30 protein-coding genes are annotated in these 24,032 nt (G+C 64.3%); 15 read left to right on the forward strand and 15 right to left on the reverse strand.

The genetic code is table 11. The annotated features are described in order from the left end of the window. From AAXE93_RS09460 to AAXE93_RS09470, 3 genes are read right to left on the reverse strand one after another with little or no spacing between them, the layout of a single operon-like run. Nucleotides 1-519, reverse strand: a complete 519-nt coding sequence (locus AAXE93_RS09460; RefSeq protein WP_390130281.1) for a methyltransferase family protein — start codon at nt 517-519, stop codon at nt 1-3. Further along, nucleotides 520-795 carry a hypothetical protein gene (locus tag AAXE93_RS09465; RefSeq protein WP_390130283.1) on the reverse strand — a complete coding sequence of 92 codons (276 nt, stop codon included), beginning with the start codon at nt 793-795 and terminating at the stop codon, nt 520-522. It abuts the gene before it with no gap. Nucleotides 796-816: 21 nt separating this feature from the next. Further along, nucleotides 817-1,377: an acireductone dioxygenase gene (locus tag AAXE93_RS09470; RefSeq protein WP_390130285.1), complete on the reverse strand. Its 561-nt coding sequence runs from the start codon at nt 1,375-1,377 to the stop codon at nt 817-819. 68 nt (nt 1,378-1,445) lie between these two features. Between AAXE93_RS09470 and cobI the strand changes: the two genes are divergently transcribed. Then, nucleotides 1,446-2,156, forward strand: a complete 711-nt coding sequence (gene cobI / locus AAXE93_RS09475; protein WP_390130287.1) for a precorrin-2 C(20)-methyltransferase — start codon at nt 1,446-1,448, stop codon at nt 2,154-2,156. Here cobI and proC read toward each other — a convergent pair. The 6 genes from proC to der form a co-directional block, all read right to left on the reverse strand. Beyond that, the gene (gene proC, locus AAXE93_RS09480; protein ID WP_390130663.1) at nt 2,153-2,929 is read right to left on the reverse strand and encodes a pyrroline-5-carboxylate reductase; all 777 of its coding nucleotides are present in this window, start codon (nt 2,927-2,929) and stop codon (nt 2,153-2,155) included. The two genes, cobI and proC, sit on opposite strands and share 4 nt — an antisense overlap. Nucleotides 2,930-2,973: 44 nt before the next feature. Next, nucleotides 2,974-3,540 carry a cell division protein SepF gene (locus tag AAXE93_RS09485; protein WP_390130290.1) on the reverse strand — a complete coding sequence of 189 codons (567 nt, stop codon included), beginning with the start codon at nt 3,538-3,540 and terminating at the stop codon, nt 2,974-2,976. A gap of 75 nt (nt 3,541-3,615) precedes the next feature. After that, on the reverse strand, nt 3,616-4,278 hold the full coding sequence (locus AAXE93_RS09490) for a YggS family pyridoxal phosphate-dependent enzyme (RefSeq protein ID WP_390130292.1): 663 nt from the start codon (nt 4,276-4,278) through the stop codon (nt 3,616-3,618). 4 nt (nt 4,279-4,282) lie between these two features. Continuing rightward, on the reverse strand, nt 4,283-4,549 hold the full coding sequence (locus AAXE93_RS09495; protein WP_025362464.1) for a PipX family protein: 267 nt from the start codon (nt 4,547-4,549) through the stop codon (nt 4,283-4,285). A gap of 14 nt (nt 4,550-4,563) precedes the next feature. Further along, nucleotides 4,564-5,472, reverse strand: a complete 909-nt coding sequence (locus tag AAXE93_RS09500; RefSeq protein ID WP_390130295.1) for an energy-coupling factor transporter transmembrane component T family protein — start codon at nt 5,470-5,472, stop codon at nt 4,564-4,566. A gap of 3 nt (nt 5,473-5,475) precedes the next feature. Beyond that, nucleotides 5,476-6,843 (reverse strand): ribosome biogenesis GTPase Der, encoded by a 1,368-nt coding sequence (gene der, locus AAXE93_RS09505; RefSeq protein ID WP_390130298.1) that lies wholly within the window; start codon nt 6,841-6,843, stop codon nt 5,476-5,478. A 129-nt stretch (nt 6,844-6,972) separates the two neighbouring features. Between der and AAXE93_RS09510 the strand changes: the two genes are divergently transcribed. Both AAXE93_RS09510 and AAXE93_RS09515 read left to right on the forward strand, forming a co-directional pair. Then, on the forward strand, nt 6,973-7,191 hold the full coding sequence (locus AAXE93_RS09510; RefSeq protein ID WP_390130301.1) for a L,D-transpeptidase: 219 nt from the start codon (nt 6,973-6,975) through the stop codon (nt 7,189-7,191). After that, entirely contained in the window at nt 7,188-7,355 is a 168-nt protein-coding gene (locus AAXE93_RS09515) for a L,D-transpeptidase (RefSeq protein ID WP_390130303.1), read from the forward strand. Before AAXE93_RS09510 ends, AAXE93_RS09515 begins: the two co-directional genes overlap by 4 nt. A 14-nt stretch (nt 7,356-7,369) precedes the next feature. Here AAXE93_RS09515 and AAXE93_RS09520 read toward each other — a convergent pair whose 3' ends face one another. Next, entirely contained in the window at nt 7,370-7,837 is a 468-nt protein-coding gene (locus AAXE93_RS09520; protein WP_250398045.1) for a DUF1823 family protein, read from the reverse strand. A 6-nt stretch (nt 7,838-7,843) separates the two neighbouring features. On the opposite strand from AAXE93_RS09520, the gene dusB reads away from it, so the two are divergent. From dusB to AAXE93_RS09550, 6 genes are all read left to right on the forward strand, one after another. Continuing rightward, on the forward strand, nt 7,844-8,848 hold the full coding sequence (gene dusB, locus AAXE93_RS09525; RefSeq protein WP_390130306.1) for a tRNA dihydrouridine synthase DusB: 1,005 nt from the start codon (nt 7,844-7,846) through the stop codon (nt 8,846-8,848). Nucleotides 8,849-8,970: 122 nt separating this feature from the next. Beyond that, nucleotides 8,971-9,909 carry a glucose-1-phosphate thymidylyltransferase RfbA gene (gene rfbA, locus AAXE93_RS09530; RefSeq protein ID WP_390130309.1) on the forward strand — a complete coding sequence of 313 codons (939 nt, stop codon included), beginning with the start codon at nt 8,971-8,973 and terminating at the stop codon, nt 9,907-9,909. Continuing rightward, nucleotides 9,899-10,489, forward strand: coding sequence for a dTDP-4-dehydrorhamnose 3,5-epimerase (gene rfbC, locus AAXE93_RS09535; protein WP_390130311.1), 591 nt, complete (start codon nt 9,899-9,901; stop codon nt 10,487-10,489). The genes rfbA and rfbC overlap by 11 nt, the downstream gene beginning before the upstream one ends. Then, nucleotides 10,486-11,370 carry a dTDP-4-dehydrorhamnose reductase gene (gene rfbD / locus AAXE93_RS09540; protein WP_390130314.1) on the forward strand — a complete coding sequence of 295 codons (885 nt, stop codon included), beginning with the start codon at nt 10,486-10,488 and terminating at the stop codon, nt 11,368-11,370. Before rfbC ends, rfbD begins: the two co-directional genes overlap by 4 nt. Before the next feature lie 58 nt (nt 11,371-11,428). After that, nucleotides 11,429-12,574: a dTDP-glucose 4,6-dehydratase gene (gene rfbB / locus AAXE93_RS09545; protein ID WP_390130317.1), complete on the forward strand. Its 1,146-nt coding sequence runs from the start codon at nt 11,429-11,431 to the stop codon at nt 12,572-12,574. A 38-nt stretch (nt 12,575-12,612) separates the two neighbouring features. Beyond that, nucleotides 12,613-14,046 (forward strand): class II fumarate hydratase, encoded by a 1,434-nt coding sequence (locus AAXE93_RS09550; protein ID WP_390130320.1) that lies wholly within the window; start codon nt 12,613-12,615, stop codon nt 14,044-14,046. Between the two features lie 2 nt (nt 14,047-14,048). On the opposite strand, the gene AAXE93_RS09555 is transcribed toward AAXE93_RS09550, so the two are convergent. Further along, nucleotides 14,049-16,823, reverse strand: coding sequence for a DEAD/DEAH box helicase (locus tag AAXE93_RS09555; RefSeq protein ID WP_390130322.1), 2,775 nt, complete (start codon nt 16,821-16,823; stop codon nt 14,049-14,051). Between the two features lie 245 nt (nt 16,824-17,068). On the opposite strand from AAXE93_RS09555, the gene AAXE93_RS09560 reads away from it, so the two are divergent. Beyond that, nucleotides 17,069-17,299, forward strand: coding sequence for a hypothetical protein (locus tag AAXE93_RS09560; protein WP_114989413.1), 231 nt, complete (start codon nt 17,069-17,071; stop codon nt 17,297-17,299). On the opposite strand, the gene AAXE93_RS09565 is transcribed toward AAXE93_RS09560, so the two are convergent. Continuing rightward, nucleotides 17,296-18,216 carry a bile acid:sodium symporter family protein gene (locus AAXE93_RS09565; protein WP_390130325.1) on the reverse strand — a complete coding sequence of 307 codons (921 nt, stop codon included), beginning with the start codon at nt 18,214-18,216 and terminating at the stop codon, nt 17,296-17,298. The genes AAXE93_RS09560 and AAXE93_RS09565 overlap by 4 nt on opposite strands. Nucleotides 18,217-18,270: 54 nt before the next feature. Here AAXE93_RS09565 and AAXE93_RS09570 point away from each other — a divergent pair, with 54 nt between their 5' ends. Genes AAXE93_RS09570 through bioD form a run of 4 tightly spaced genes read left to right on the forward strand, consistent with a single transcriptional unit; the run spans nt 18,271 to nt 21,498 of the window. Then, nucleotides 18,271-19,410 carry an aminotransferase class I/II-fold pyridoxal phosphate-dependent enzyme gene (locus AAXE93_RS09570; protein ID WP_390130327.1) on the forward strand — a complete coding sequence of 380 codons (1,140 nt, stop codon included), beginning with the start codon at nt 18,271-18,273 and terminating at the stop codon, nt 19,408-19,410. Continuing rightward, entirely contained in the window at nt 19,410-20,096 is a 687-nt protein-coding gene (locus AAXE93_RS09575) for an alpha/beta hydrolase (protein ID WP_390130329.1), read from the forward strand. Before AAXE93_RS09570 ends, AAXE93_RS09575 begins: the two co-directional genes overlap by 1 nt. Further along, nucleotides 20,078-20,842 carry a methyltransferase gene (locus tag AAXE93_RS09580; protein ID WP_390130331.1) on the forward strand — a complete coding sequence of 255 codons (765 nt, stop codon included), beginning with the start codon at nt 20,078-20,080 and terminating at the stop codon, nt 20,840-20,842. Before AAXE93_RS09575 ends, AAXE93_RS09580 begins: the two co-directional genes overlap by 19 nt. Further along, on the forward strand, nt 20,839-21,498 hold the full coding sequence (gene bioD / locus AAXE93_RS09585) for a dethiobiotin synthase (RefSeq protein WP_115131924.1): 660 nt from the start codon (nt 20,839-20,841) through the stop codon (nt 21,496-21,498). Before AAXE93_RS09580 ends, bioD begins: the two co-directional genes overlap by 4 nt. A 156-nt stretch (nt 21,499-21,654) precedes the next feature. Here bioD and AAXE93_RS09590 read toward each other — a convergent pair whose 3' ends face one another. Beyond that, nucleotides 21,655-21,915 (reverse strand): hypothetical protein, encoded by a 261-nt coding sequence (locus AAXE93_RS09590; protein WP_244275853.1) that lies wholly within the window; start codon nt 21,913-21,915, stop codon nt 21,655-21,657. Between the two features lie 31 nt (nt 21,916-21,946). On the opposite strand from AAXE93_RS09590, the gene bioA reads away from it, so the two are divergent. Beyond that, complete coding sequence (bioA, locus tag AAXE93_RS09595) at nt 21,947-23,245, forward strand: adenosylmethionine--8-amino-7-oxononanoate transaminase (protein ID WP_390130334.1); 1,299 nt, start codon at nt 21,947-21,949, stop codon at nt 23,243-23,245. Between the two features lie 11 nt (nt 23,246-23,256). Here the strand turns inward: bioA and AAXE93_RS09600 are convergent, their stop codons facing one another. Both AAXE93_RS09600 and AAXE93_RS09605 read right to left on the reverse strand, forming a co-directional pair. Next, the gene (locus AAXE93_RS09600) at nt 23,257-23,529 is read right to left on the reverse strand and encodes a DUF3143 domain-containing protein (protein ID WP_244275852.1); all 273 of its coding nucleotides are present in this window, start codon (nt 23,527-23,529) and stop codon (nt 23,257-23,259) included. Then, nucleotides 23,471-24,010, reverse strand: a complete 540-nt coding sequence (locus AAXE93_RS09605; RefSeq protein ID WP_390130337.1) for a J domain-containing protein — start codon at nt 24,008-24,010, stop codon at nt 23,471-23,473. The genes AAXE93_RS09600 and AAXE93_RS09605 overlap by 59 nt, the downstream gene beginning before the upstream one ends. Between the last annotated feature and the right edge of the window lie 22 nt (nt 24,011-24,032).

A 24,032-nucleotide genomic window follows, 5' to 3' on the forward strand; every position in this document is an offset into this window, starting at 1 on the left:
TCAGCGCCAGTCCAAGCCAGGAACCCAGCCCACAATCGCCGGGGTGACTGCGGCGTATTGGCTGTAATCCGGATGCAGCACCCGCAACCCCTGCTCCTCGAAGCGGGCTTTGCCCCGCAGCACAGCCGCCAGGCTGACCAACAGCAACAGATGCAGCAGGCTGCCTGTGGCCAGCACCACTCCTGCGGAACACAGCAACACCGCCCGGTACAAGGGATGCCGGCAGATGGCGTAGGAGCCTGTGGCGATCAACTGATTCGCCGGCTTGGGCGCTGGCAACGGCGAAAGGCTGGCCCCGAGACAGCGAAACGCCTCAAGGGCCCGAAACAGGCCAAAAGCCAACAGCAGCAGGCCCAGCCCGAACAAGGGTTTGGGCCAAATCGCCACACCGAAGCTGGCGGGAGCTGGCCAGACCGGCAGCAGATGGGCCGTGATCAGCAGCAGCTGGGCCAGCAGCCACCACTCACCCCGACGGTTGTCCAACCAGCCGCCCCAACTGAAGCCCCAATCGGAGAACATTCACTCGCTCACCACCAATGTTCGGACGTTACGGCGCTGCACCAGACCCGCCAGGGCTTGGCGGGCCTGGCGGCGCGGCAGACGCCCCTTCTCCACCTGACAGTCGCTGCTGGCCTTAGCCATGGCGGCATAGCCGCGAATGCGGCGGGCCAGCACCACCACGGCAACCCGGTGCTGAACCTCGGGTGCCAAGGGAGCATCCTCGGCAGCAACAGGGATGGGTGTTGCCATGGGCAGACCCAGCAGAAGCGCAGCAAAGGTGCGGAGGAGACGCATCAACGTGCCTGGAACGCCCCCTCAGTCAAGCCTGGGAAATCGCTGGGCGATGCTGCTGCCGGTGTATTGCGCCACCCAGCCCTCGGGGTTGTTGAACCAACGCACAGCACAGAACTGAGGCTGAGATCCCATGTCAAACCAATGACGGGTCCCGGCAGGAACCCGCATCAGGTCGCCCCGTTCGCACAGCACGCTGAGCACCTCGGAACCGATGTGCAGCACAAACAAGCCGCACCCTTCCACAAAAAAGCGCACTTCGTCTTCGGCATGGGTGTGCTCCTCAAGGAACTTGCGGCGCAGGGGCTCGCGATCGGGATGATCCGGAGTCATCCGAATCGCGTCGACCGTGGCGTAACCACCATCGCGTTGGACCCGGGCGATGGCATCGGCATAGGCCTGAAGGATGGTGGCCTGGTCGGCCCCCTCCGGCAGGCCCTGCTCGGCCGGCCATTGGTCAAAGCCGATGCCCCGGCGGCTGAGCTCCGACTGAATCACGGCCGGATCATTGCTCTCCAGCGCAGGCATGGACCCATTCGCAGCATGGGCTGAGCTTTCGTCTGGAAAGATGCTGAGACGACTCATCGTCTGGACCCCGGGCGCATCGACTGCTGACCATCATCGATCCCACCACGACTGGGGGTCTCACACTGGTGGGGGTCGGCCCCGGCGATCCTTCCCTGCTCACCCTGGCCGCCGTTGAAGCCATCCGCCGAGCGGAGGTGGTGGCCTACCCGGTCGGACGACCGGGGGGCGACAGCATGGCCGCCAAAATCGCCGCGGCCTGGATCCGCAGCGACCATCAGCGTCTTCCCTTGTTGTTCCCGATGGTGGAAGCCGCCGAACCGCGGCGCACCGCCTGGGGAGCGGCGGCGCAGGAGCTGCAGCAGGCCATCCGTTCCGGCCAGCAGGTGGCACTGCTGTGTGAGGGAGATGCGTCGCTGTTTGCGAGTTGCAGCTACGTGCTGCTGGCCCTCCGTCAGGCGTGGCCCGACTGTTCGATCAGCGTGATTCCCGGCATCACCTCCTGCTCGGCAGCCGCGGCTGCGGGCCTCTGGCCCCTCGCTCTGCAGCAGGACCAGCTGCTGTTGCGCCCTTGCCCCGAAACACCCGAGGAGCTGGAGCGGGTGCTGGACAACGCCGCGGCAACGGGGCAAGTTGTGGCCCTGCTGAAGCTGGGTCGGCGCTGGAGTTGGGTGCAACCCCTGCTGAAGCAGCGAGGCCTGCTGCAACAAGCCCTGTTTGCCGAGCGGGTCGGCTGGCCCGACCAGCAGATCTGTTGCGCGGATGCCGTTGCGGCCGAACCTCGCCCCTACTTCTCGCTGCTGCTGATCCGGCAGGGATGGCCGGAGGTGCTGCCCTAGGCCAGCTCTCGGCTGCGTTCCGCAGCAGCAACCACCGCTTCGATCAAGGCGGAGCGCAGGCCGATGCGTTCCAGCGCGCGGACGCCGGCGATGGTGGTGCCCCCCGGGGAGGTGACCATGTCCTTGAGCTGGGCAGGGTGCAGATCGCGACGGTCCAGCAGCTCAGCCGTTCCAGCCAGGGTGCGGTGGCTCAGCCGCAAGGCCAGATCTCTGGAAAGACCGGCGGCAACAGCCCCATCGGCCATGGCTTCCGCCACCAGGGCCACAAAGGCAGGGCCCGACGAGGTGAGGGCAAGGAACGCATCGAGCTTGGCTTCCGCCAACTCCAGAACTTCGCCCACTTCGGCGAACAGCTGCCGCACCTGATCCCGTTGCCCTTGGTCGATCCCCTCCCCCCAGGCCAGAGCTGTCAAACCAGCTCCCACCAGCGCAGGGGTGTTGGGCACCGCCCGCACACAGCGATGACCGGGAAACAAATGCTGCAAGCGCGCCAGAGACACCCCCGCCAACACAGAGATCAGCAGCGGTTGACCCACAACAGGTCCTGCAGTTTCCGCAACAGCATCGAGTTGCTGCGGCTTCACGGCAAGCAGCTGGATCGGAGCCGTCCAGACCTGCTGAGCGAAAGGATCATCAGCCGCAACCAAACCGATGCCAGCCGGAAGGTCCCCACGTCGTTGATCAAGGGAGCCAGATCCTCCGACCACCGCCAACAGCTGGTCGGCCGGAATCCGTCCACGCTCCAGGAGAGGAACCACAAGGGCCTGAGCCATGCGACCCAGGCCGATCACACCGAAAGCGGGCTGCACTGCGGGCTTCAGAGAGCGGCTGCCCCCCAGGCGGGCGGAGGTGCGCTGGCGGATTCGTCGACATCCGCCACATCGGCCTCACGGCTCACCACCGTTGGAGCCGAGGCTTCGTCTTGACCGGTGTTGGTCACGGTGACACAGCTGGGGGCGAACAGGAAGATGCTCTCGCCGACGCGCTCCTGGTGTCCATCGATCGCGAAGGTGCCACCAGCAACGAAATCAACAGCACGCTGGGCCTGGTCGGGCTCCATCATCGTGAGGTTGAGGATCACCGTCTTGCGCTCCCGCAGCGCCTGAATGGCCCGAGGCATTTCATCGAAGCTGCGGGGTTCCATCACATTCACCTCGGACACAGCATTGCTGATGCCGGGCATGCCGATCACGTTGGATCCAGGCAGATCACCACCCAGGTCAAACGGGTTGGAGTCTCCAATGGTGGCCAGTGCACCACCGTCAGCCTGCAGGGCGCGCTGGTCCTGGTCATCTTGCTCGTCGTCGTAGGCGAAATCATCCAATTCGCCATCGAGATAGTCATCGCCAGCGACGACGGCACGGAGACGGGAGATCAGCGACACCTTGGGATTCCTCTCGGTCTGAATGTGGTTCGAAAACCATGTCCCTGGATACCGTTTTCGCTGCGGCGGGGCAAGTCAATTCGCAGCGTCTGTTGACACCAATCTCGGACCGAACAGGGCCGAACCGATCCTGAGCCAGGTGCTGCCCGCTTCAGCAGCCTCTTTCCAGTCCGTGCTCATCCCCATCGAGCACTCCGCCAAGGCCAGCCGATCCGCCAGGGCACGGCAGTCGGAAAACAACGCCTTGCGCTGATCTGCAGCCATCTCGAGAGGCGCCATGGTCATCAGACCCGAGATCCGCAACCCCGGCAGAGCCTGCAGATCAGACCAGATGGCACCGAGTTCATCGGCCGACAAGCCCCCTTTGCTGGGATCGGGCCGGAGTTTCACCTGCAGCAGCACTTCAGGCTGACGGGCCTCCTCCACGGCAATGCGCGACACCCGTTCGGCCAGCGCCAGAGAATCCACCGAGTGAATGACGTCGAAGGCCTTCACCACCGGCCGCACCTTGTTGCTTTGCAGGCGACCGATGAAATGCCAGCGCAGGTTCAGATCGATCAGCTCCTCCTGCTTCGGCAGAGCCTCCTGAACACGGCTTTCCCCGAAATCACACTGACCAAGCTCCGCCACGCAACGCACGGACGCGGCTGGATGCCCTTTGCTGACGGCCAAAAGCCTGGATGAAGTGGGGCGGGCTGCCTGGAGCGCCTGCCAACGCGCCGCGAAGGAATCGGTCAAGGGTTCAGATGAACGTTTGATCGAACAGCTGACTCCAGGACTCGAGGTCGTCCGATCCATCACGACGGCAACGGCCCAAATGCACCTCAGCGTGGTGACGCGCATCCCCGTAGGGAATCACTTCGAACTGGGCGCCACGGGGCTGCAGGGTGACCAGGAAGAACATGCGCTGGGCATACAACGTGGCGTAGACGTCACGGCCCTCACCTGCCGGAGCCACCCGATAGAGCATCCCGAAGGTGGGGTGATTCAGATATCGCTCGGACGCCATGCCGTGATCGGAGCTCATAGAGCACCGTACTGACCACGGAGCCCAATCACCAAGAGAAGAACGATCGTCGCCAGACCATTCAGCAGGGGAGCAGCCCGATCAGGCGGCATGCGGAAGTACGACGGACCGAGAATTCGCCCCCCACGGGCGACCAGGGCATCGGCCCCCTGCTCAGCCCTGAGAAGGATGTTGGCCAGCAGCCGCTCTCCGACGGCCAGCACCAGGCCGAAACCGGCCTTGAAGCCCAGCTGGCGCAGGTTGACGGCACGGCTGGCGAGAGAGCGCAGCAGATTTTGCAGCTCCTCCTGCACCAGAGGCAGAAAGCGAAGTGCCAGCAGCAATTGAAACCCCAGCCGCTCCACAGGACATCCCAGCCACTTCAAGGGAGCCAGGCACCAGCTGAGGGCCCAGACCAGATCCTCAGGCGGGGTCGTGATCAGCATCAGGTTGACGCTGTGAATCACGGTGAAGATCAAGGTGGACGTTCGCAGCCCCAGCAGCGCCGAGGCCCGATCCACCACCAGCGGCCCCAGCTGGAGACCGCCCAACTGCAGGGGGCCGAGGCGCAAAAGATCCCAGGAGGGGCCTTCCGTCTCGAGCCCCGGAAGCTCAGCCGGATTGCGCAGCGGGAAGGCCGCAGGGGGATCCACAGCCGGCAAGAACATCGACAGGAGGCCCACCACAACGGCCAAGGCCGTCAGCAGCAGCACAGACCTCCACCACAGCGAGCGAGCCAGTCCACTGCCGAAGGTGATCAGCACCAGAGCCACCACCAGGCCAACGCGCCAGAGGGGCCCCGCCAGAACAGGCGTGAGCAGAAAGACAAGAGACCAGGCCAGCTTCAGCCGAGGGTCCAAGCGCCGGAGCCAACCCGTGGACCCATCGACGTATTGACCCATCGGGACCTGGCGCAACCAGTCCATGGCTCAGCCTTTACGACTCTGCTGACGGGCCAGGTCGCGTTCGGCATCACGCTGTTGCTTGCCGCGCCAGAACAGACGCAGCGGGCTGCCATCGAAACCGAGGCCCTCGCGGATCTGACGCTCCACATAGCGCCGGTAGGTCTCTCCGAACAATTTGGGCTCGTTGACGAACAGGGTGAAGCTTGGCGGCCGGCTGGCCACCTGGGTGCCGTAATACAGCTTTCCTTGGCGTCCACCGCGGGTGGTGGGGGGACTGCGCCAGCTCAGCGCTTCCTTCAGCACCTCGTTCACAACGGACGTACTGACCCGGCGACGGTGCTGCTCAACCGCCAGGGCGGCCAAGGCAAAGATGCTCTCCACCCGCTGGCCGGTGAGCGCAGAGGTGAACAGCATCGGAGCCCAATCGAGGAAATAGAGCTTGGAGCGAAGGTCTTTTTCCATCGCCGTCATGGTGTGGCTGTCTTTTTCCACCGCGTCCCACTTGTTGACGACCACCACACAGGCACGGCCGTCCTCTTCAATGCGGCCCGCCAGGCGCTGATCCTGCTCGGTCACCCCATCGAGGGCATCGATCACCAGAACACACACATCACTGCGTTCAATGGCCTTGAAACTCCTGTTGATACCGAAGAATTCCGGGCCGTAGTTGACGCTGCGCCGCCGGCGAATGCCCGCCGTGTCCACCAGGCGCCAGGGACGATTCTCACGAATGATGCTGGTGTCAATCGTGTCGCGGGTGGTGCCGCGGATCGGGCTGACAATCGCCCGCTGCTCTCCGCAGATGGCATTCAGCAGACTGGATTTCCCGACATTCGGCCGTCCGATGATGGCCATCTGAATCGGCTCCTCCTCGTCACCCTCCTGATCCTTCGGGGGGAGAAAGGTGAGCACCTGATCCAGCAGTTCTCCAGTGCCGGCGCCGTGGATGGCCGAGATCGGATGGGGTTCACCCAGACCAAGGCTCCAGAATTCGCCGGCCATCGCCAGGCCCTGTTCCGGCGACTCGCACTTGTTCACCGCCAACAGCGTGGGACAGCGGTGACTGCGTAGAAATTCCGCGATGGACTCGTCAGCGGCCGTAAGCCCCTGCTGACCGTCCACGATCACCAGAGCCACACTGGCTTCCTCGAGCGCCAGAGCCGCCTGCTCCCGGATCTCCGGCAGAAACTCGCTGTCGTCGTCGAACACCAGTCCACCGGTGTCGACGACCTTGAACTCCCGATCGCCCCAGTAGCCGTCCTGGTAGGTGCGATCACGCGTCACGCCAGGCTGATCGTGAACGATGGCTTCCCGGCTGCGGCACAGCCGATTCACCAAGGTCGACTTACCGACATTGGGGCGTCCGATAATTGCGACGACAGGACGCGCCAAGGGTCTGCTCAGGCCAATCTTTCACCCTACAGAGACGCCATAAAGCCCCTGGAGAACCGAAATCCTTTCGGGGCGAGACTAATAAGTCTCGACTGAGACGGCTAGGGCGAGTTCAGTTGTTCCCTCGCCATGCTCGAGCTCGTCGCCAGCCTTGTGGTCGACCTCTCCGACCAACGCCTGACCGCCTACAACAGAGATCAGGAGGTAGTTCGCGTGATTCCGGTCAGCACCGGCAAAGCCTCAACGCCAACACCGATCTTCAACAGCAAGGTTCATACGAAGTACCGATCCACCACGATGTATGGACGCACTACACCTTTCCCGGGGTGCCGTTCACGATGTGTGTGAGCGCGAACGAGTCCATCTGCCTCCACGCCGCCCCCTGGCAGGAGAACGCCGGGAAACCCTTCGGCGTGCCCCGCAGCCATGGCTGTGTGCGCATGCCGCTCAACCACGCCCGTTGGCTGTTCCACAACACCCCGAAAGGCACACCCATCACGATTCAGGCCTGAGTTAGGCCACCGGATCACTTCACCGGCAGATCGCCGGGGTGCCCCTGCACCGGATCGGCAGGAGGGGGAAGCTCAGGGCCCAGGGGCCCCTGCTCCGGCAGGGGCTCGCTCCGCTGGGCCAGCCAGGCCAACAGCCAGTTCACGGCGGTGGCCCGTCGGGTTCGGCGGGGGTACAACTCACCGATGCGGTACCCCGCGAAATTGAGCTGTTGTTTGAGCAGCTGTTTGTGTTCCTTGGGAACCGAGCGGGTCAAACGAACCGACGCCGGACGCTCCGCGATCAGCTCGGGAGCCTCAGGGAAGGCATCGGCCCATTCGGAGGGTGTGTCGGGACCGGCGCACCACTGCGGTTCAGCAGGCTGATAGCCCAGACGTTCCCAAATCCTTTCGCAGACAAAGCGATCGCTGCAGCGGTCCTCGAGGATCTGCACCAGCAACGAACGACTGAGCGGCCAGGGCATGTCGGTTGCGTTGTGCAGCATGGACCCATGATTGCTTCATCCCCTCTGCAACTTCCCGGCAATGGAACCGCGCGTCAGCTGCGCTGCCGCGTGCTGCAGTCACCGCTGGCAGGGGTGAGCGATCGGATCTTTCGCGGTCTGGTGCGGCGCTGGGCGCCCGACGCGCTGCTGTTCACCGAAATGGTGAATGCCACCAGCCTCGAGATGGGGCATGGGCTCTGCAAGGTGGAGTCGCTCGCCGAGGAATCCGGGCCCATCGGCGTGCAACTGTTCGACCATCGCCCCCAGGCCATGGCTGATGCGGCACGACGGGCTGAAGCCAGTGGGGCCTTTCTGATCGACATCAACATGGGCTGCCCTGTGCGCAAGATTGCCCGCAAAGGGGGTGGTTCCGGCTTGATCCGTGATCCCGAGCTGGCCATCCAGATCGTGGAAGCGGTGGCAAATGCCGTGGCGGTGCCCGTCACGGTGAAGACACGCCTGGGTTGGTGTGGCAGTGATGCCGATCCCGTGCACTGGTGTCAGCAGCTGGAACAAGCCGGTGCACAACTACTCACACTGCATGGACGCACCCGCGAACAGGGCTTCAAGGGCGCTGCGGACTGGAGCGCGATTACCGAAGTAAGAGAAGCCCTCACGATCCCCCTGATCGCGAATGGCGACATCAACAGCCCCGACGATGCCCTGCGCTGCCTAAAGCAAACCGGCGCAGCGGGCGTCATGGTGGGCCGAGGCACGATGGGAGCCCCATGGCTTGTGGGACAGATCGACGCCGCCCTGGCCGGTCGTGCGATCCCTGCCACACCCAACCCGTCAGCACGGCTTGCACTGGCCCGCGATCAACTGGACGGTCTGGTGGAGGATCGCGGCGACCATGGGCTGCTGATCGCCCGCAAACACATGGGCTGGACCTGCACGGGCTTCCCCGGTGCCTCAAGACTCCGTCATGACCTGATGCGGGCCCCCACGCCCGCTCTGGCAAGGGAGCTGCTGACGCAGCAGATCGACGCCCTTGCCATGTCCGCCGCATGACACCGGCAGACAAACCCACAGAGGAGGGATCTGTTGCAACGGCTTTGCCATCGCCTCAAATAGAGTGGTCGCAAGGGTTCTCGTGCTGAAATAGCGCCGACTTCACGCCGGTGAGCCAGCCGATGAGCACCGCATCCAAGCGACGGGGAATCATCCTGGCTGGCGGAAGTGGAACGCGGCTGCATCCGATCACCCAGGCCGTCAGCAAACAGCTGCTGCCGGTTTACGACAAGCCGATGATTTATTACCCGCTCAGCACTCTGATGCTGGCCGGGATCCGCGAGGTGCTGATCATCACCACCCCCCACGACAGGGAAGCATTCCAGCGCTTGCTCGGCGACGGCCGCCGCTGGGGAATGACGATCGAGTACGCCGTGCAACCGAGCCCGGACGGTTTGGCCCAAGCATTTCTGATTGGTGCCGACTTCCTGGCGGGCCACCCCGCAGCGCTGGTGCTGGGAGACAACCTCTTCCATGGGCACGATCTGGTCCCCCAGCTGGTGAACAGCAACGCTCAAGCCCATGGGGCGACAGTGTTTGCCTACCCCGTCAGTGATCCCGAGCGTTATGGCGTGGCCGAATTCGATGCCGATGGCCGCGTGCTCAGCCTGGAGGAAAAACCTCAGAAACCCAAGAGCCGCTACGCCGTCACTGGGTTGTACTTCTACGACGACAGCGTCGTAGAACGGGCCCGCCAGGTAAAGCCTTCAGCACGTGGCGAGCTGGAGATCACCGATCTCAACCAGCTGTACTTAAGTGAAGGGCTGCTGAGGGTGGAATTGATGGGTCGCGGCATGGCCTGGCTCGACACCGGCACCTGCGATTCCCTCAACGATGCCGGCAGCTACATCCGCACGCTCGAACATCGCCAGGGGCTAAAGGTGGGCTGCCCCGAGGAGGTGGCCTGGCGCCAGGGCTGGATCACAGCAGAACAGCTGAATCAGCTGGCGGAGCCCCTCAAGAAGAGTGGCTACGGCTCCTATCTCCTGCAAATGCTCGAGGAGAGCGTGAGCGATCACACGGCTCTGCAATCCAGCCTGAAGATGCGCCATGCAGCTTGAACAACTCAAGACCAAGTACGGCGAGGTGATGCAGGGTCCCCTGCTGGTCACGCCCCAGGCCTTCGGCGATGACCGTGGCTGGTTTTACGAAAGCTGGAACCAACGCAAGTTCGATGAAGGCGTCGGCGAATCGGTGCTGTTCTCGCAAGACAACCACTCCCGCTCAATACAAGGGGTGCTGCGGGGACTGCATTACCAGCTCAAGCCGGAACCCCAGGCCAAGCTGGTGCGTGCCACGGTCGGAGCGATCTACGACGTCGCCGTCGACATCCGACGCAACTCACCAACCTTTGGCGCCTGGGTCGGCGCTGAACTGAGTGCCGAGAACAAAAGCCAGCTTTGGATTCCTGAGGGCTTCGCCCACGGCTTTCTCACCCTCAGCGATGTTGCTGAGGTGCAATACAAGGCGCGAGGGTTCTGGAACAAGTCTTGTGAGCGGGCCATTGTCTGGAACGATCCAGATCTGGCCATTGCCTGGCCGATCGAGCGGCTGCAAGGGATCGAGGTGAGCCTCTCGGGCAAAGATGCCGAAGCAGCAGGGTTCAAAGCCGCTGCGGTGGCTGGAGACGTTTTCCCATGAAGGTGCTGCTCACCGGAGCTGGCGGTCAGCTGGGTCAGGCTCTGATCGCTTCCGCCCCTGAGAGAATCGAGCTGGTGGCAACCAGCCGTCAGCAGCTTGACTTAGCGGACCCTGAAGCCTGCCGCAGCGCCGTGCAACAGCACCAACCCGACTGGGTGCTCAACGCCGGTGCTTACACAGCGGTGGACAAGGCCGAGTCGGAGCCCGAACTGGCCCACGCCGTGAATGCCGGGGCACCGGAGGCCTTCGCCCGCGCTCTTGATCAACAAGGGGGACGCCTGCTCCAGATCAGCACCGACTTCGTCTTCAACGGAACCCAGGGAACGCCGTATCAACCCGAGCAGGCCCGCGACCCTCTCGGTGTTTACGGAGCAAGCAAAGCTGCTGGAGAAGCCGCGGTCCAATCGATTTTTGGAGCAGGAGGCCGGGGCCTGATCCTGCGCACCAGCTGGGTGATCGGGCCCGTGGGCAAAAACTTCGCGCTCACCATGCTCCGCCTCCACCGGGAACGGGATCAACTGGGTGTTGTCGCCGATCAAGTGGGCTGTCCCACCAGCACCCTCAACCTCGCTCAAGCCTGCTGGCAAACCCTTCAGAGCGCTGGTGACCGCGACTTGCCAGCGGTTATGCACTGGAGTGATGCCGGCGCCGCCAGCTGGTACGACGTGGCGGTAGCCGTTGGCCAAATCGGTGCTGACTTGGGGCTCATCGACACACCCGCAGCCGTTCAACCGATCACCACAGCGGACTACCCGACACCTGCGGAACGACCGGCCTACTCCCTTCTTGACTGCACCGCCACCCGAGCCGCCCTGGACCTCAACCGCGAGCACTGGCAGCAAGCTCTGAAAACCGTGTTGCAGCAAGCCAAAACGCCATGAAGGGCGACTGAGTCCAACACTTCAACCCCAAACAACGCCCCACCACCCGCTCTCACCAATGGTTTCGTCCATGCCTTCCGCCTCCGACCTTCTGGGAGATCGCCGCAGCGTTCTGGTCACCGGAGGTGCCGGCTTCATTGGCGGCGCCGTCGTGCGCAGGCTGTTGCGGGAAACCACAGTCACCGTCTTCAATCTCGACAAGATGGGCTATGCCAGCGACCTGTCCTCGATTGAGGAGGTGCTGAGCGGGCTTGGCGAAGCGGCAAAGGATCGGCACAGGCTTCAGCAGGTGGATCTGACCGATGCAGCAGCCGTTGAGGCTGCGGTACGGGAGGCCGACCCCGATCTGGTGATGCACCTGGCAGCGGAAAGCCACGTGGACCGATCCATCTCCGGCCCTGGTGTGTTTATCGAGAGCAACGTCAACGGCACCTACAACCTCCTGCAGGCGGTGCGGGGCCATTACGAGGGCTTGAGCGGTGAACGCCGTGATGCCTTCCGGATGCACCACATCAGCACCGACGAAGTCTTTGGGTCCCTGGGCGCCGAGGGGCGCTTCTCAGAAACAACGCCCTACGACCCTCGCAGCCCCTACTCCGCCAGCAAGGCGGCCAGCGATCACCTCGTTCAGGCCTGGCACCACACCTTTGGGCTTCCTGTGGTGCTCACCAACTGCTCCAACAACTACGGCCCCTGGCAGTTCCCGGAAAAACTCATCCCCGTGGTCACCTTGAAGGCCGCTGGAGGTGAGTCGATTCCTCTCTACGGCGATGGGCTGAATGTGCGGGATTGGTTGTACGTGGAAGACCACGTCGATGCATTGCTTCTGGCGGCCTGCAACGGAGCCTCAGGCCGCAGTTACTGCGTTGGCGGCCATGGTGAGCGCACCAACAAGGAGGTTGTTCACGCCATCTGCCAACAGTTGGATCAGAGCCGCCCTGGATCAGCTCCCCACGCCAACTTGATCACCCCGGTGACCGACCGTCCTGGCCACGACCGCCGCTACGCGATTGACCCGGGCCGCATCAGTTCCGAGCTGGGCTGGAGCCCTCGCCACAATGTGGAGCAGGGCTTGGCAGAGACCGTGCACTGGTACCTATCCCATCAGGAGTGGTGCAGCGAAGTACGCGAGCGGGCGGGATATGACGGGAGCAGATTGGGCATTGAAACGGTGAAGCATCAAGGCACAACGCCTGAGCGTTGATACGGATCGACGCCACGACCACCGGACAGTGATCACGGATGATCGAAGCAACGCTCGATCACGCTGAGGATCCGATGACGCAGCCGTTCAGGATTGAAACCGACAGCCTGGGTGGCATTGAGGTGGCATCCGAAGCGCTCTGGGGAGCCCAGACCCAGCGGTCGCTTCAGAACTTCGCCATCAGCGACGAACGGATCCCGCTCGAGATCATTCAGGCCCTGGCCTGGATCAAGCGCTCCTGCGCCACGGTGAACGGCGAGCATGCGCTTCTGAGCCCACAACAGGTTGAGCTGATCTGCACGGCGGCCGATGCCATTGCCGCTGGCCAGCACAACGATCAGTTCCCACTGCGGGTCTGGCAGACCGGAAGCGGGACCCAGACCAACATGAACATCAACGAGGTGATCAGCAATCTGGCGTCTCAGGCCTCAGGCACTGCCCTCGGCAGCCACACCCCAGTACACCCGAATGACCATGTCAATCGGTCGCAATCCACGAATGATGTATTTCCCGCAGCGATCCACGTCGCCGCGGCCAAGCACCTGATGGACGGGCTGCTGCCGGCACTCGATGCCCTGGTACAGGCCTTTGATGCCAAAGCTCAGGCCTGGATGCCCATCGTCAAGATTGGCCGCACCCATCTGCAGGATGCGGTGCCCCTGCGGTTGGGCGATGAAGTGGGCGCATGGCGGGATCAACTCAAACAAGCCCAGGCATGGCTGGAAGACTGTCTGGTCAGCCTCGGCGATCTTCCCCTGGGAGGCACCGCCGTGGGCACGGGGTTGAACACGCCGCCGGGCTTCCGCCATGCCGTTGCGGACGAGCTGAGCCGGGTCGCCGGCGTCAAGGTTCGTCCCGCTGACAACCTCTTCGCCGTGATGGCCGGCCATGACGCCCTCGTTCAAGCGATGGGCCAACTTCGCCTGCTGGCGGTGGCCCTGCTCCGGATCGCCAACGACGTGCGGCTGCTTGGGTGTGGCCCCCGGGCAGGTCTGGGCGAGTTACGGCTGCCCGCCAACGAACCCGGCAGCTCGATCATGCCGGGAAAAATCAATCCCACCCAGTGCGAAGCCATGGCCATGGTCTGCACCCAGGTGATCGGTCTCGATGGCGCCGTGGCAGCCGCTGGCGCAGGCGGCCATCTGCAGATGAATGTCTACAAGCCCTTGATCGGCTTCAACCTGCTGCAGTCGATCCGCATGCTCAAGGACGCCATGACCAGCTTCCGCCAGAACCTGGTGGAGGGTTTGGAGCCTGATCGGGAGCAGATTCAGCGGTTCGTGGATCGCTCCTTGATGCTGGTCACCGCCTTGACCCCGAGCATTGGTTACGAGAAGGCCAGTGCCATCGCTCAGCATGCCCACCATCAGGGGTTGACACTGAAGCAGGCGGCCCTGGAGCTCGGCCACATCAGCGAAGCCGACTTTGATCAGCAGGTGAATCTCGGTGCCATGGCCGCTCCGGAGGCCTGAACTCAGGCGGCCCGCTCCGTTGCCGGGTTGAGCGCAGCGGAGGCCGGCACCAGATCCTCGGCCTCGGCCACGGGGAAGCGGTTGATCGCTTTCAGAGCCTGACGGGCATGGCTGCGCAGTTGCTCACTGATCGCCTCGCAGTAGGGAACCTGGGCCAGAAGATCCACAGTGCGGCGCATAATCCGCACCACATCACCCTCATCCAGGGACGTGTTGGCGATCAGATCGCTCCAGGACGTTCCCCGCGCCCAGGCATCCACAAGGCCCATGAGCTCGGGTTCCCACCAGGCCGGCACCACCACACCGGCGCGTTCCTGGGCCCGCAGCAGCTCGCGACGCAGACCTGAAAGATCCTGCAGGGCTTCCTCCGCTGCAGCAGGTGGCGGGAAGCCACTCCACAGGTCGGGGCGGTTGACCTCAGTGCTGATCGCCTCGAACACCGCCGCAAGGTCGGGGGGCGAGAGGTCATCGAGATGGCCACTCATCAGCGCCAGTCCGAGCCAGAGTTCGTTGTCGCCCCGCAAGGCAGCAACGGTGCGGCCGATCTCCGTGGGATCCAGCTCATCGAGACATCCGAAGTGCTGCAGGATCTCCATCAAGGCAAGGAAGGTCTCCCAGTGACGGTTGGCCCGCAGATGCAGCAGCTGCTGCCGTTCAGCGATCTCCAGCTCCAGATCTTCCATGCGTCGGCGGTGCTTCTTCAGCTGTTTGCGATCTCCCCAGCGATGGGCCGGATGCTGCTCCTGCTCCTGCTCGAGATCCCGCACCAACCGGGCCTGGGTCATCACCTCCCCAGCCAGGTCGTATTGCGGGGTGGTCATGTCGTGGCGCCGGGCCATGTGGGCCACGGCTAACGCCAAACCACCGCTGGCCTGATCGCCATGGCGCAACTCACCGGAGCGGGACAGCTCCGGGACATCCAGCCCATCCAACTGCAGGCAACTGAGCTCCGCATGGATGCTCACCACCGCCTGACAGGGCAACAGGATCCAAACGTTTTCATCGGTCAGGCAGAGCAGCAGCGGGAACTGACCGGGCCCCTTCACCTTCTCCACGATCACCGCGGGCGCGACGCGCCCCCGCAGCTGCGGCGATTTGAGGCTGACCAGGGTGCCGGTGCTGGCGAACTGCAGGGCCATCGTCAGCTCATTGGCCAGCGTCTCCTCGGCCTGCTGCTGAAGGATGCGGAGCAAGCGCCGCTCTTCGCGGAGCCGCCCACGCATTTTTTCGTAGTCCTCAAAGTCTTCCCAGGGGATGTCGCCGGCGACTCCCTCCAGCTGGCTGAGTTGCAACCGCAGCTGGGACAGGTTCTCCTCGTCCTCCACGAGGTCAAGCCCCGCCAGGTAGCGGCCAAAACTGCGCTCCACAAGCTCCCTGGCCTTGGCCAGATCGTGGCGCTGCAGCAGGTTAAGAACCATGCCGTAGCTGGGGGTGAACTGGCTCACCAGGGGGTCGGCGGGACTTGTCGCCAGCTGACCTGCCTCACGCACACCTTCGAACCGGCTTTGCACCGTCACGACGTAGCCCTGAGAATCGAGGCCCCGCCGTCCGGCCCGGCCGGCCATCTGGAGGAACTCACTACCCATCAGCGGGCGATGCCCCCGCTCGGTGCGTTTGGAGAGGGCCGCAATCACCGTGCTGCGGGCCGGCATGTTGATGCCTGCAGCCAGGGTCTCCGTGGCGAAGACCACCTTCACCAACCCCTGCTGGAAGAGCTCTTCGATCAACTCCTTCCAGGCGGGCAGAACACCGGCGTGGTGGGCCGCGATGCCCCGCAGCAGCGCATCAGCGTGGATTCCATCCCGAACGGCCTCGGGGTTGTCGTGGCTGTAGGCGGTTAGGCGTTCCTTGATGCGCGCCTGCTCCTCCTGGGTCACCAGGCACTGCACCCCCAGATCACGCACCGCCTTGTCACAACCGCGCCGGCTGAAGATGAAATAGATGGCCGGGAGCATCTGCCGCTCCGCCATCTGAGCCACAACAAAGCTGATCGGTGGTGGCTCGGGTTGCGGCGGCCTCTGGGAACGCCCTTTGCGCTTGTGCCCCTTGGGCGCGCGCCAAACCTTGCAGTTGGGATGAAGACCCGTACCGGCTTCGTTGAGCAGTGGATGCAACCCCTTGGCACTGCAGAAGCTGAACTGCAGCGGCACCGGCCGGTGATCACTCATCACCAATGTGGTCGGACCATGCACCTTCTCGATCCAGTCGGTCAGCTGCCCGGCATTGGCCACGGTCGCGGAGAGCGCCACCACCTGCACCGTGGGTGGGCAGTGAATGATCGACTCCTCCCACACCGTGCCGCGCTGGGAATCATTCATGTAGTGGCACTCATCGAGCACCACCGCTTCCACATCAGCCAGGGGATCGTCATGCTCATCCGCCTCGGCGTAGAGCATGTTGCGGAAGATCTCCGTGGTCATCACCACGATGGAGGCCTCGCGATTCACGCTGAGGTCACCGGTCATCAAACCCACGTTCTCCGCACCGAACTGATCGCGGAAATCGCGCAGTTTCTGATTGGAGAGAGCCTTCAGAGGTGTGGTGTAGAAGACCTTCTGGCCATGGGCCAGGGCACGATGAATGGCGTATTCACCGATCAGGGTTTTGCCGGATCCTGTGGGGGCACTGACCACGACCGAATGTCCCTGGTTGAGGGCATCCATGGCCTCCAGCTGAAAATCATCCAGCGGGAAGGGAAAGATTTCTGAGGGATTCAGTGGGGCACTGCGATCGACATCGGGCTCGGATCGGGGCGTGGCCGGTGTCGATTGGTTCATCGGATGATCTTAAGGAGCCTGGCTGAGCTCTCTTTTCAAACAAGCAATAAGCCGCGCCAATGCAATCAATCAGATGTGCCGACCTCCTTTGACGGAACCAAGCCAGATCATGAAAAATAATGAAGAGAATGCTTCGAGCTCTGGTGAAATCACCGGAGCTTTTTTTGTGCCTGCCTCCGCTGCGGCGAAGGGTGACAGAGGCACTGCGCCAGTGCCATGACGGAGGGGATTGAGCCCCACCGCCTGTGACCAGCACTCAGCTCACCAAGCCGCGGCCGGCTGAAGACACCCTGATCGATGCCCTGAGGGGCTGCCGCGACGTGAAGGAGCTGAAGGCCCTCGAACAACGCCTGGCATCCACAACCGATGCGCCGCCGCTGTTCACCTGGATCTGCGATCTGCTCGTGGCACGGCGCATCTCCCGTGGCCTCGCCGCCCGCCTGCTGTTTGAACTCCACAACGGGGACTCGACCTAGGGCGAGCGGCGCCTCCACACGGCAGCAAGGGCGCTGCCGATCAGGCAGTGAATCACTGCAGAGATGGCACCCGGCAACGCCGTGAGGGGACTGGCGAACCCGCCACTGCGGGCGAGCACCACGGCCAGTCCCGAGTTCTGCATGCCCACCTCGATGCTGATGGTGCGCTGGGCCTGCACGCTCTGCCCCGCCAGCCGGGGAATCAGCCAGCCGAGCAGGAAGCCGCCGCCATGCAGCAGCAGGCAAGCCAGGATCAGCACGGGCCACTGCTGACGCAGCACAGCCGTCTGGCTGCCCACGATGCTGGAGACGATCATCACGATGGCCATCACCGCCAGGGGAGGCATCACCGGCTCAATCCGCTGGGCCACACCGGGCAGACCACGCTTGAGCACAACCCCAACGGTGACCGGCAGCAACACCACCTGAAGCACGGCCAGGAACAGGGCCCAACCGTCCACCGGCACGTGCTGGCTAGCCAACACCTGCGTGAGACGCGGGGTCAACACCACCGCCGCCAGGGTGCTGATCGTGGTCATGACCACCGACAGCGCCACATCGCCACGGCCGATCAGAGCCACCACATTGCTGGCGGTCCCCCCCGGGCAGCAGCCGACCAGAATCAAGCCCACCGCAAGCGGGGCAGGCAGATGAAGAGCCGCCGCGATCCCAGCGGCAAGGGCCGGCATCACCAGGAACTGCACCAGCACCCCCAGCAGCATGGCGCGGGGGCGTCGACCCACCCGCACGAAATCAGCGGGTGTCAACCCGACGCCCATGCCGAGCATGATCACGCCGAGTCCAAGGGCGATCAGTGGCCCCTTGAACCAGATGAACAGCGGGGGATGCAGCAAGGCCAGCAGAGCTCCCAGCAACGTCCAAAGCGGAAAGAGCAGAGTGAAACGCTCCCAGGTCATGACGATCAGAGGACTGCGGCCATCCTTGTTCAGAGCGGATTCCAAACTGTTGTGATGCGGGACCACGCTTCTCCCATCCCCCCAGCCCGCCGCCGACGCCTGCGGAGCTTGAACTCCGGCCAGGAGCCCTGGCAGCTGCAGGATCCCGCCGGAGCTGGTCAGCTGGTTGATCTAGCGAGCAACGACTACCTCGGGCTCAGCCGTCATCCCGATGTGCTCGCAGCGGCATCGGAGGCCATGGCCTCCGATGGCGTTGGTGCCGGTGGATCTCGCCTGATCACCGGCACCCGACCACGCCATCTGGAGCTGGAAGCAACTCTCGCCACCTGGCTGAACCGTGACCGGGTGCTGCTGTTCCCCAGCGGATTTCAAGCCAACATCGCCGCCCTAACGGCCCTGAGTGACAGGCACACCACCGTGTTGGTGGACCGGCTGATCCACCACTCGCTGCTGGCCGGAGTCCGCACCAGTGGGGCGCGGCTGCAACGCTTTGCCCACAACGATCTTGAAGATCTCGACCAACGGCTGCAGCGGCTCAAGCCGACAACACGGCCACCACTGGTTGTGACGGAAAGCCTGTTCAGCATGGAAGGCACCAGCCCTGATCTGCAGGGCATCGCCGACCTTTGTGCGCACCACGGTGCACAGCTGCTGGTGGACGAAGCCCATGGCCTGGGGGTGCTGGGGCCCGGCGGCCGTGGGCTTTGCCATGGACTCCAACGGCCTGTGGCCTTGGTGTGCGGCACCTTCGGCAAGGCCTTCGGCAGCGGAGGTGCGTTTTTGGCTGGGGACCACAGCACGATGGAGCTGCTGCTGCAAACCAGTGGGGCCTTCCGCTACACCACGGCCCTGGCCCCACCGCTGGTGGCGGGAGCCCAGGCTGCCCTGCGCCTGATCCAAGCCCATCCCAACTGGGGAAGCGAGCTGAGCCAGCGCTCGCAACGCTGGAGGACAGCACTGGCGCACCAGGGCTGGGCAAAACCGGCAGGACACGGCCCTGTTCTCCCGCTGTTGGTCGGGGACGACCAGGACGCGCTCGACCTCCAGCAACAGCTGGAGCAGGCGGGGCTGCTGTCGGTGGCGATCCGGCCGCCCACGGTGCCGGAGGGGACCGCCCGTTTGCGCCTGGTGCTGCGGCGGGACCTGCCCGAGGGCACATTGGAGCAACTGCTCGCAGCCCTCGGCTCTCGATGATGCAGGTCCTGGCGATGCATGGTTGGGCTGGCCAGGCCGGCACCTGGTCCCACTGGCGTCAACGCTTTGAAGACGGGGGAGCGAAATGGTCCAGCGCGGACCGGGGCTACAGCGGCGGTGAGACCGTTGCTCCGGCATGGCCCCCCGGCCCAGGACGCAACCTGTTGATCGCCCACTCCCTGGGGCTGCACCTGCTGCCGGGAGCATTGCTGGCGCAGGCCGATGCAGTGGTGCTGCTGGGGAGCTTCAGCGCCTTCGTGCCCCACGGGCGCGCAGGGCGCGCGGTGGCGATGGCTCTGAAGGGGATGCAGGCGGCCCTGGGCACCGACGAGGAACTGATGATGCTGGAGCGCTTCCTCGACAAAGCCGCTTCACCCCATGCCCGCAGCGCCCTGCCCCCAGCCCCCCTGCTGCAGGGTTTGACGAGCCTGGGGCGCCAGCGGCTGCAGCAGGATCTGGAGCTTCTGGCGCGCTGCCACAGCCTGCCAACGGGCTGGCCTGAAGCGGTGCCTGTGCTGGTGGTGCAGGGCGAACAGGACGCTGTGGTGCACGCCGCATCAGCACAGCAGCTGATCGTTGACCTCGGAGCGCAGCCGCTGACCCTGCATCGGGATCCGAATTGGGGCCACGCACTGATCACACCAACGGTGCTCTCGGTGGTGCAGCAATGGCTGGGGGCCCTGTGATTCGCCCCGACCAGGTGCTGGAGCGCTTCAGTCGCGCAGCACCGACCTATGCAGGCGAGGCGTTGCTGCAACGGGCCATGGCCTGGCGCCTGGCCCAACTGAGCCGTCGCTGCTCCATCCGGCGGGGCCTGTGGGCTGACCTCGGCAGCGGCACCGGTCATCTGGCCGCAGCCCTGGAAGTCGCTCATCCAGGCCAGCAGGTGATCCGTCTTGACGGAAGTGCCGCCATGTTGAACAGCCACCCCCATGGAACACACACCCTGCGGCATGACTTGAGCCGCGGGTTACCGAACTGGAGTGAGCCTCCGCAACTGCTGGCCTCCAGCTTTGTTTTGCATTGGTTACCGGATCCAGCCCAGCAGCTTCGGCGTTGGGTGGATGCCCTGCCAAAGGGGGGCTGGCTGGCCCTGGCAGTGCCGGTGGCTGGAAGTTTTCCGCAATGGCAGCACGCCGCCCGGGCAGCGAATCAAACCTGCACGGCCCTGTCCATGCCGGTGCGGGAGCAACTGATGGCAGCCCTGCCGGATGGGGTGGTGCAACGGGACGAGTGCCTGAGCTTCACCCAACGCGCCGCCAATCCACTGCGGCTGCTGCGACCGATGAGCAACATCGGCGCCTCCGTCACCAACGGGGGCCAGCTCTCCTCAGGCCAATGGAAGGCCGTCTTCCGAGCTTGGCCCCAAGCCGATGCATCAGCCGGGTTCGCCCTGACCTGGAGGATGTGGGTCCTGATGGTGAAGCGATGAACGGCAGCGTCAGTCGCCTGGTGGTGTGCGGAACCGACACGGACGTCGGCAAAACCGTGGTGAGCGCGTGGCTCGTACAGGGGCTTCAGGCCAGCTACTGGAAACCGGTGCAGAGCGGACTGGAGGGCGGCGGTGACCGCGAACGGGTGCGGCAGCTGTTGAACCTCCCGCCGGAACGGATGCTGCCCGAGGCCTATGCATTCCGAGAGCCGGTCTCCCCCCACTGGGCCGCCGAACTGGACGATACGCCACTCGACCCTGCCCAACTCGCCATTCCCCAGCATCAGGGATCCCTGGTGGTGGAGACGGCGGGAGGGTTGATGGTGCCCCTCACCCGCAACTGGCTCCAGATCGATCAACTGGTGGAGTGGCAGTTGCCCATCGTTCTGGTGGCCCGCAGTGGACTGGGCACCCTCAACCACACCCTGCTCAGCTTGGAAGCGTTGAGACGGCGGAATCTCACGGTGTTGGGACTGATCCTCAACGGCCCCCTCCATGCCGACAACCCGGGGACCCTCAAGCAATTCGGTGACGTCCCCGTTCTGGCGCAGCTCCCGCCCCAGGCCTCGCTCTCAGCAACGGTTCTGGAGCGGCTTTGGCACGAGCAAAATCTCACCACTACATTCCGAGAAGTGTTGAAGCGCTCGTCCCCCTGACTTCACTTCAAACCCTCGCGACCCTGGCTGTTTCAGCACTCTGCGTTGGGATTCTGGTGCTGTTCACCGACATCGAGGTGCAGCTGGTGCGCTGGGTGAACTGCAGCGCCATCGCCACAGAGGCGGAAAAGAACAGTGACGTCTGCCGCTGACCCCTCAGCCCAGGGCCTTTGACCCGGTAGGGCAGGTGCCCAGACGCATCGCGGCATGGCGCACGGCGACCCGCAGCGGCCATCCGTGACTGAGTTCAGCCTGGATCACCTCCAGCTGGGAGGACGACCAACCCCGCAGCTCGAGATCACTGCGAATCGCTTGCCAGTCGCCCTCAGGGACAACGAGACGTCGCTTGGCCGACGGCTCAGGCCGCGTGGTGGGAACAAAACGCTTGGATTGACGACGGGTGCGTGGGGCAGCCATCCGGGGCATCTCCAACAGCTCCAGATTCAATATGGCAAAAGCTGCCGCTGCTGCCATGGGGTCGATCCGCCATCCGAATCTGTGGCCCCCCTTCACCCAGATGGCCAGCGCAGCCAACTCCCAACGGGTGGTGTCTGGAGACGGTGCCCTGCTGATCCGTGAGCAAGGCGAGCCCCTGATCGATGCCATCAGCAGCTGGTGGGTCACCCTGCACGGCCATGCCCATCCGGTGTTGGCCAAGGCCATCGCCGATCAGGCCGCCCGCCTCGAGCAGGTGATTTTTGCCGACTTCACCCATGAGCCTGCTGAACAGCTGGCCGCACGTCTGAGCGGCCTCTGCGGCCTGCAACGGCTGTTCTTCTCCGACAACGGCTCCACTGCGGTGGAAGTGGCGCTCAAGATCGCCTGCCAGTGGTGGGCAAACCGGGGCCAACCGCGCTATCAGATCGTCGCCTTCGACGGGGCGTACCACGGTGACACCTTCGGAGCGATGGCCGTCGGCGAACGCAACCTGTTCAGCGCCCCCTTCGAAGACAAGCTCTTTCCCGTCGCCCGGGTTCCCTGGCCGGCCACCTGGTGGGACGACGATGCCGTGGAGGCCAAGGAATCGGCGGCACTCGAGGTGCTCGAGCGCGTGCTGGAGACACCGACAGCGGCGGTGATCCTCGAACCGCTGCTGCAGGGGGCCGGCGGCATGGCCATGGTGCGGCCCGAGTTTCTGAGGCAAGTGGAGGCACGCACCCGCCAGGCGGGAGCCCTGCTGATCGCCGATGAAGTGCTCACCGGCTTCGGACGCTGCGGCGACTGGTTCGCCAGCCGGCGAGCGGGCATCCGGCCGGATCTGATGGCCCTGTCCAAAGGCTTGACGGGGGGATGTCTGCCGATGGGCGTGACCATGGCCAGCGAAGCGGTGTTCGAAGCCTTCGTCGGTGACGACCCCTGCCTGACCCTCTGGCACGGCCACAGCTTCACGGCCAATCCGCTGGGCTGCGCCGCGGCCAATGCCAGCCTCGACCTGCTGGAGCGCAACCCCGCTGCCTTTCAACAGTTCGAACAACGGCATCGTCCTTATCTGGAGCGGTTGGCGCGTCATCGGAAGGTGCAACATCCCCGGCTGACGGGGACGGTGGCCGGCTTCGACCTCATTGTGGAGGGGAGCTCGGGCTACCTCAACCCGGCGGGGCCGAAGCTGAAACGGCTGGCGATGGAGAACGGCGTCTTCCTCCGCCCCCTGGGCCAGGTGGTCTATCTGCTGCCACCGCTCTGCATCAGCGATGCCCAGCTGGAACGCTGCTATTCGGTGCTGGAACAGGCCCTCGATCAGCTCTGAAGCTGCTGGCCTCAGGGCCCCGCCTGAATCGCCGCCTCGACATCGGCCCTGGAGAGGCCATAGGGCAGCGAACACTGCACCATGGCCTCCAGGGAACCCGGGTGCCAGATCACTTTGAGGTCCTCCCGTTCCAGCAGCAACAACGCTCGCCATTCAGAACGCTCGAGCATCCACTGGCAGGGGTTGTCGTCCATGCGGACGGCACCCAGCTGCTGGAGCCAAGCCTCAAGCGCCGGGAGAGAGTGCTGATTCAGCGGGATGCTCTCCGGGGGCAGGGCGGCCATCAGGTTGCGAACGCACGGATGTGTTCTGAGTCTGCTCATCCGCCAGCCAACTCGGCGACACCTGCCAATCGCGGCCCTGGGCAAGCGCCACCCCCAACCCCAGCACCAGGCTGAGCAACAGCGCGATGCTCAACAGCACCAGCGAGAACCATTCCCCACCCGAGAGGGGCCTGCGTTGACCAATGCCCTGCCAGGCATCCGGGCGGGATTCACGCTGCAGTGGCGGGGGCGATGACGGCGACTGGGCGCCAAGACTGAGGGTTGCCTGGCTCTGACGCAGCAGAACGTCATAGGACTCCTTGAGCTGCTGAAACGCAATGCTGGCCTGCTCGGGCGGCAGTTGCGTGGTGTCGGGATGCAGGGCCTTGGACTGGCGTCGAAAGGCCTGGCGCAAGGTTTCAGCGTCAACCCCGGGACGCACGCCAAGCCGTTCGTGATGGCTGGGGCGGGCTTCGGACACAGGGGGCGGCCGGTCCTTCATCCTAAGAAGAGTTGTTGCTGCA

Source organism: Synechococcus sp. HIMB2401 (assembly GCF_042883245.1).
Lineage (GTDB): Bacteria > Cyanobacteriota > Cyanobacteriia > PCC-6307 > Cyanobiaceae > Parasynechococcus.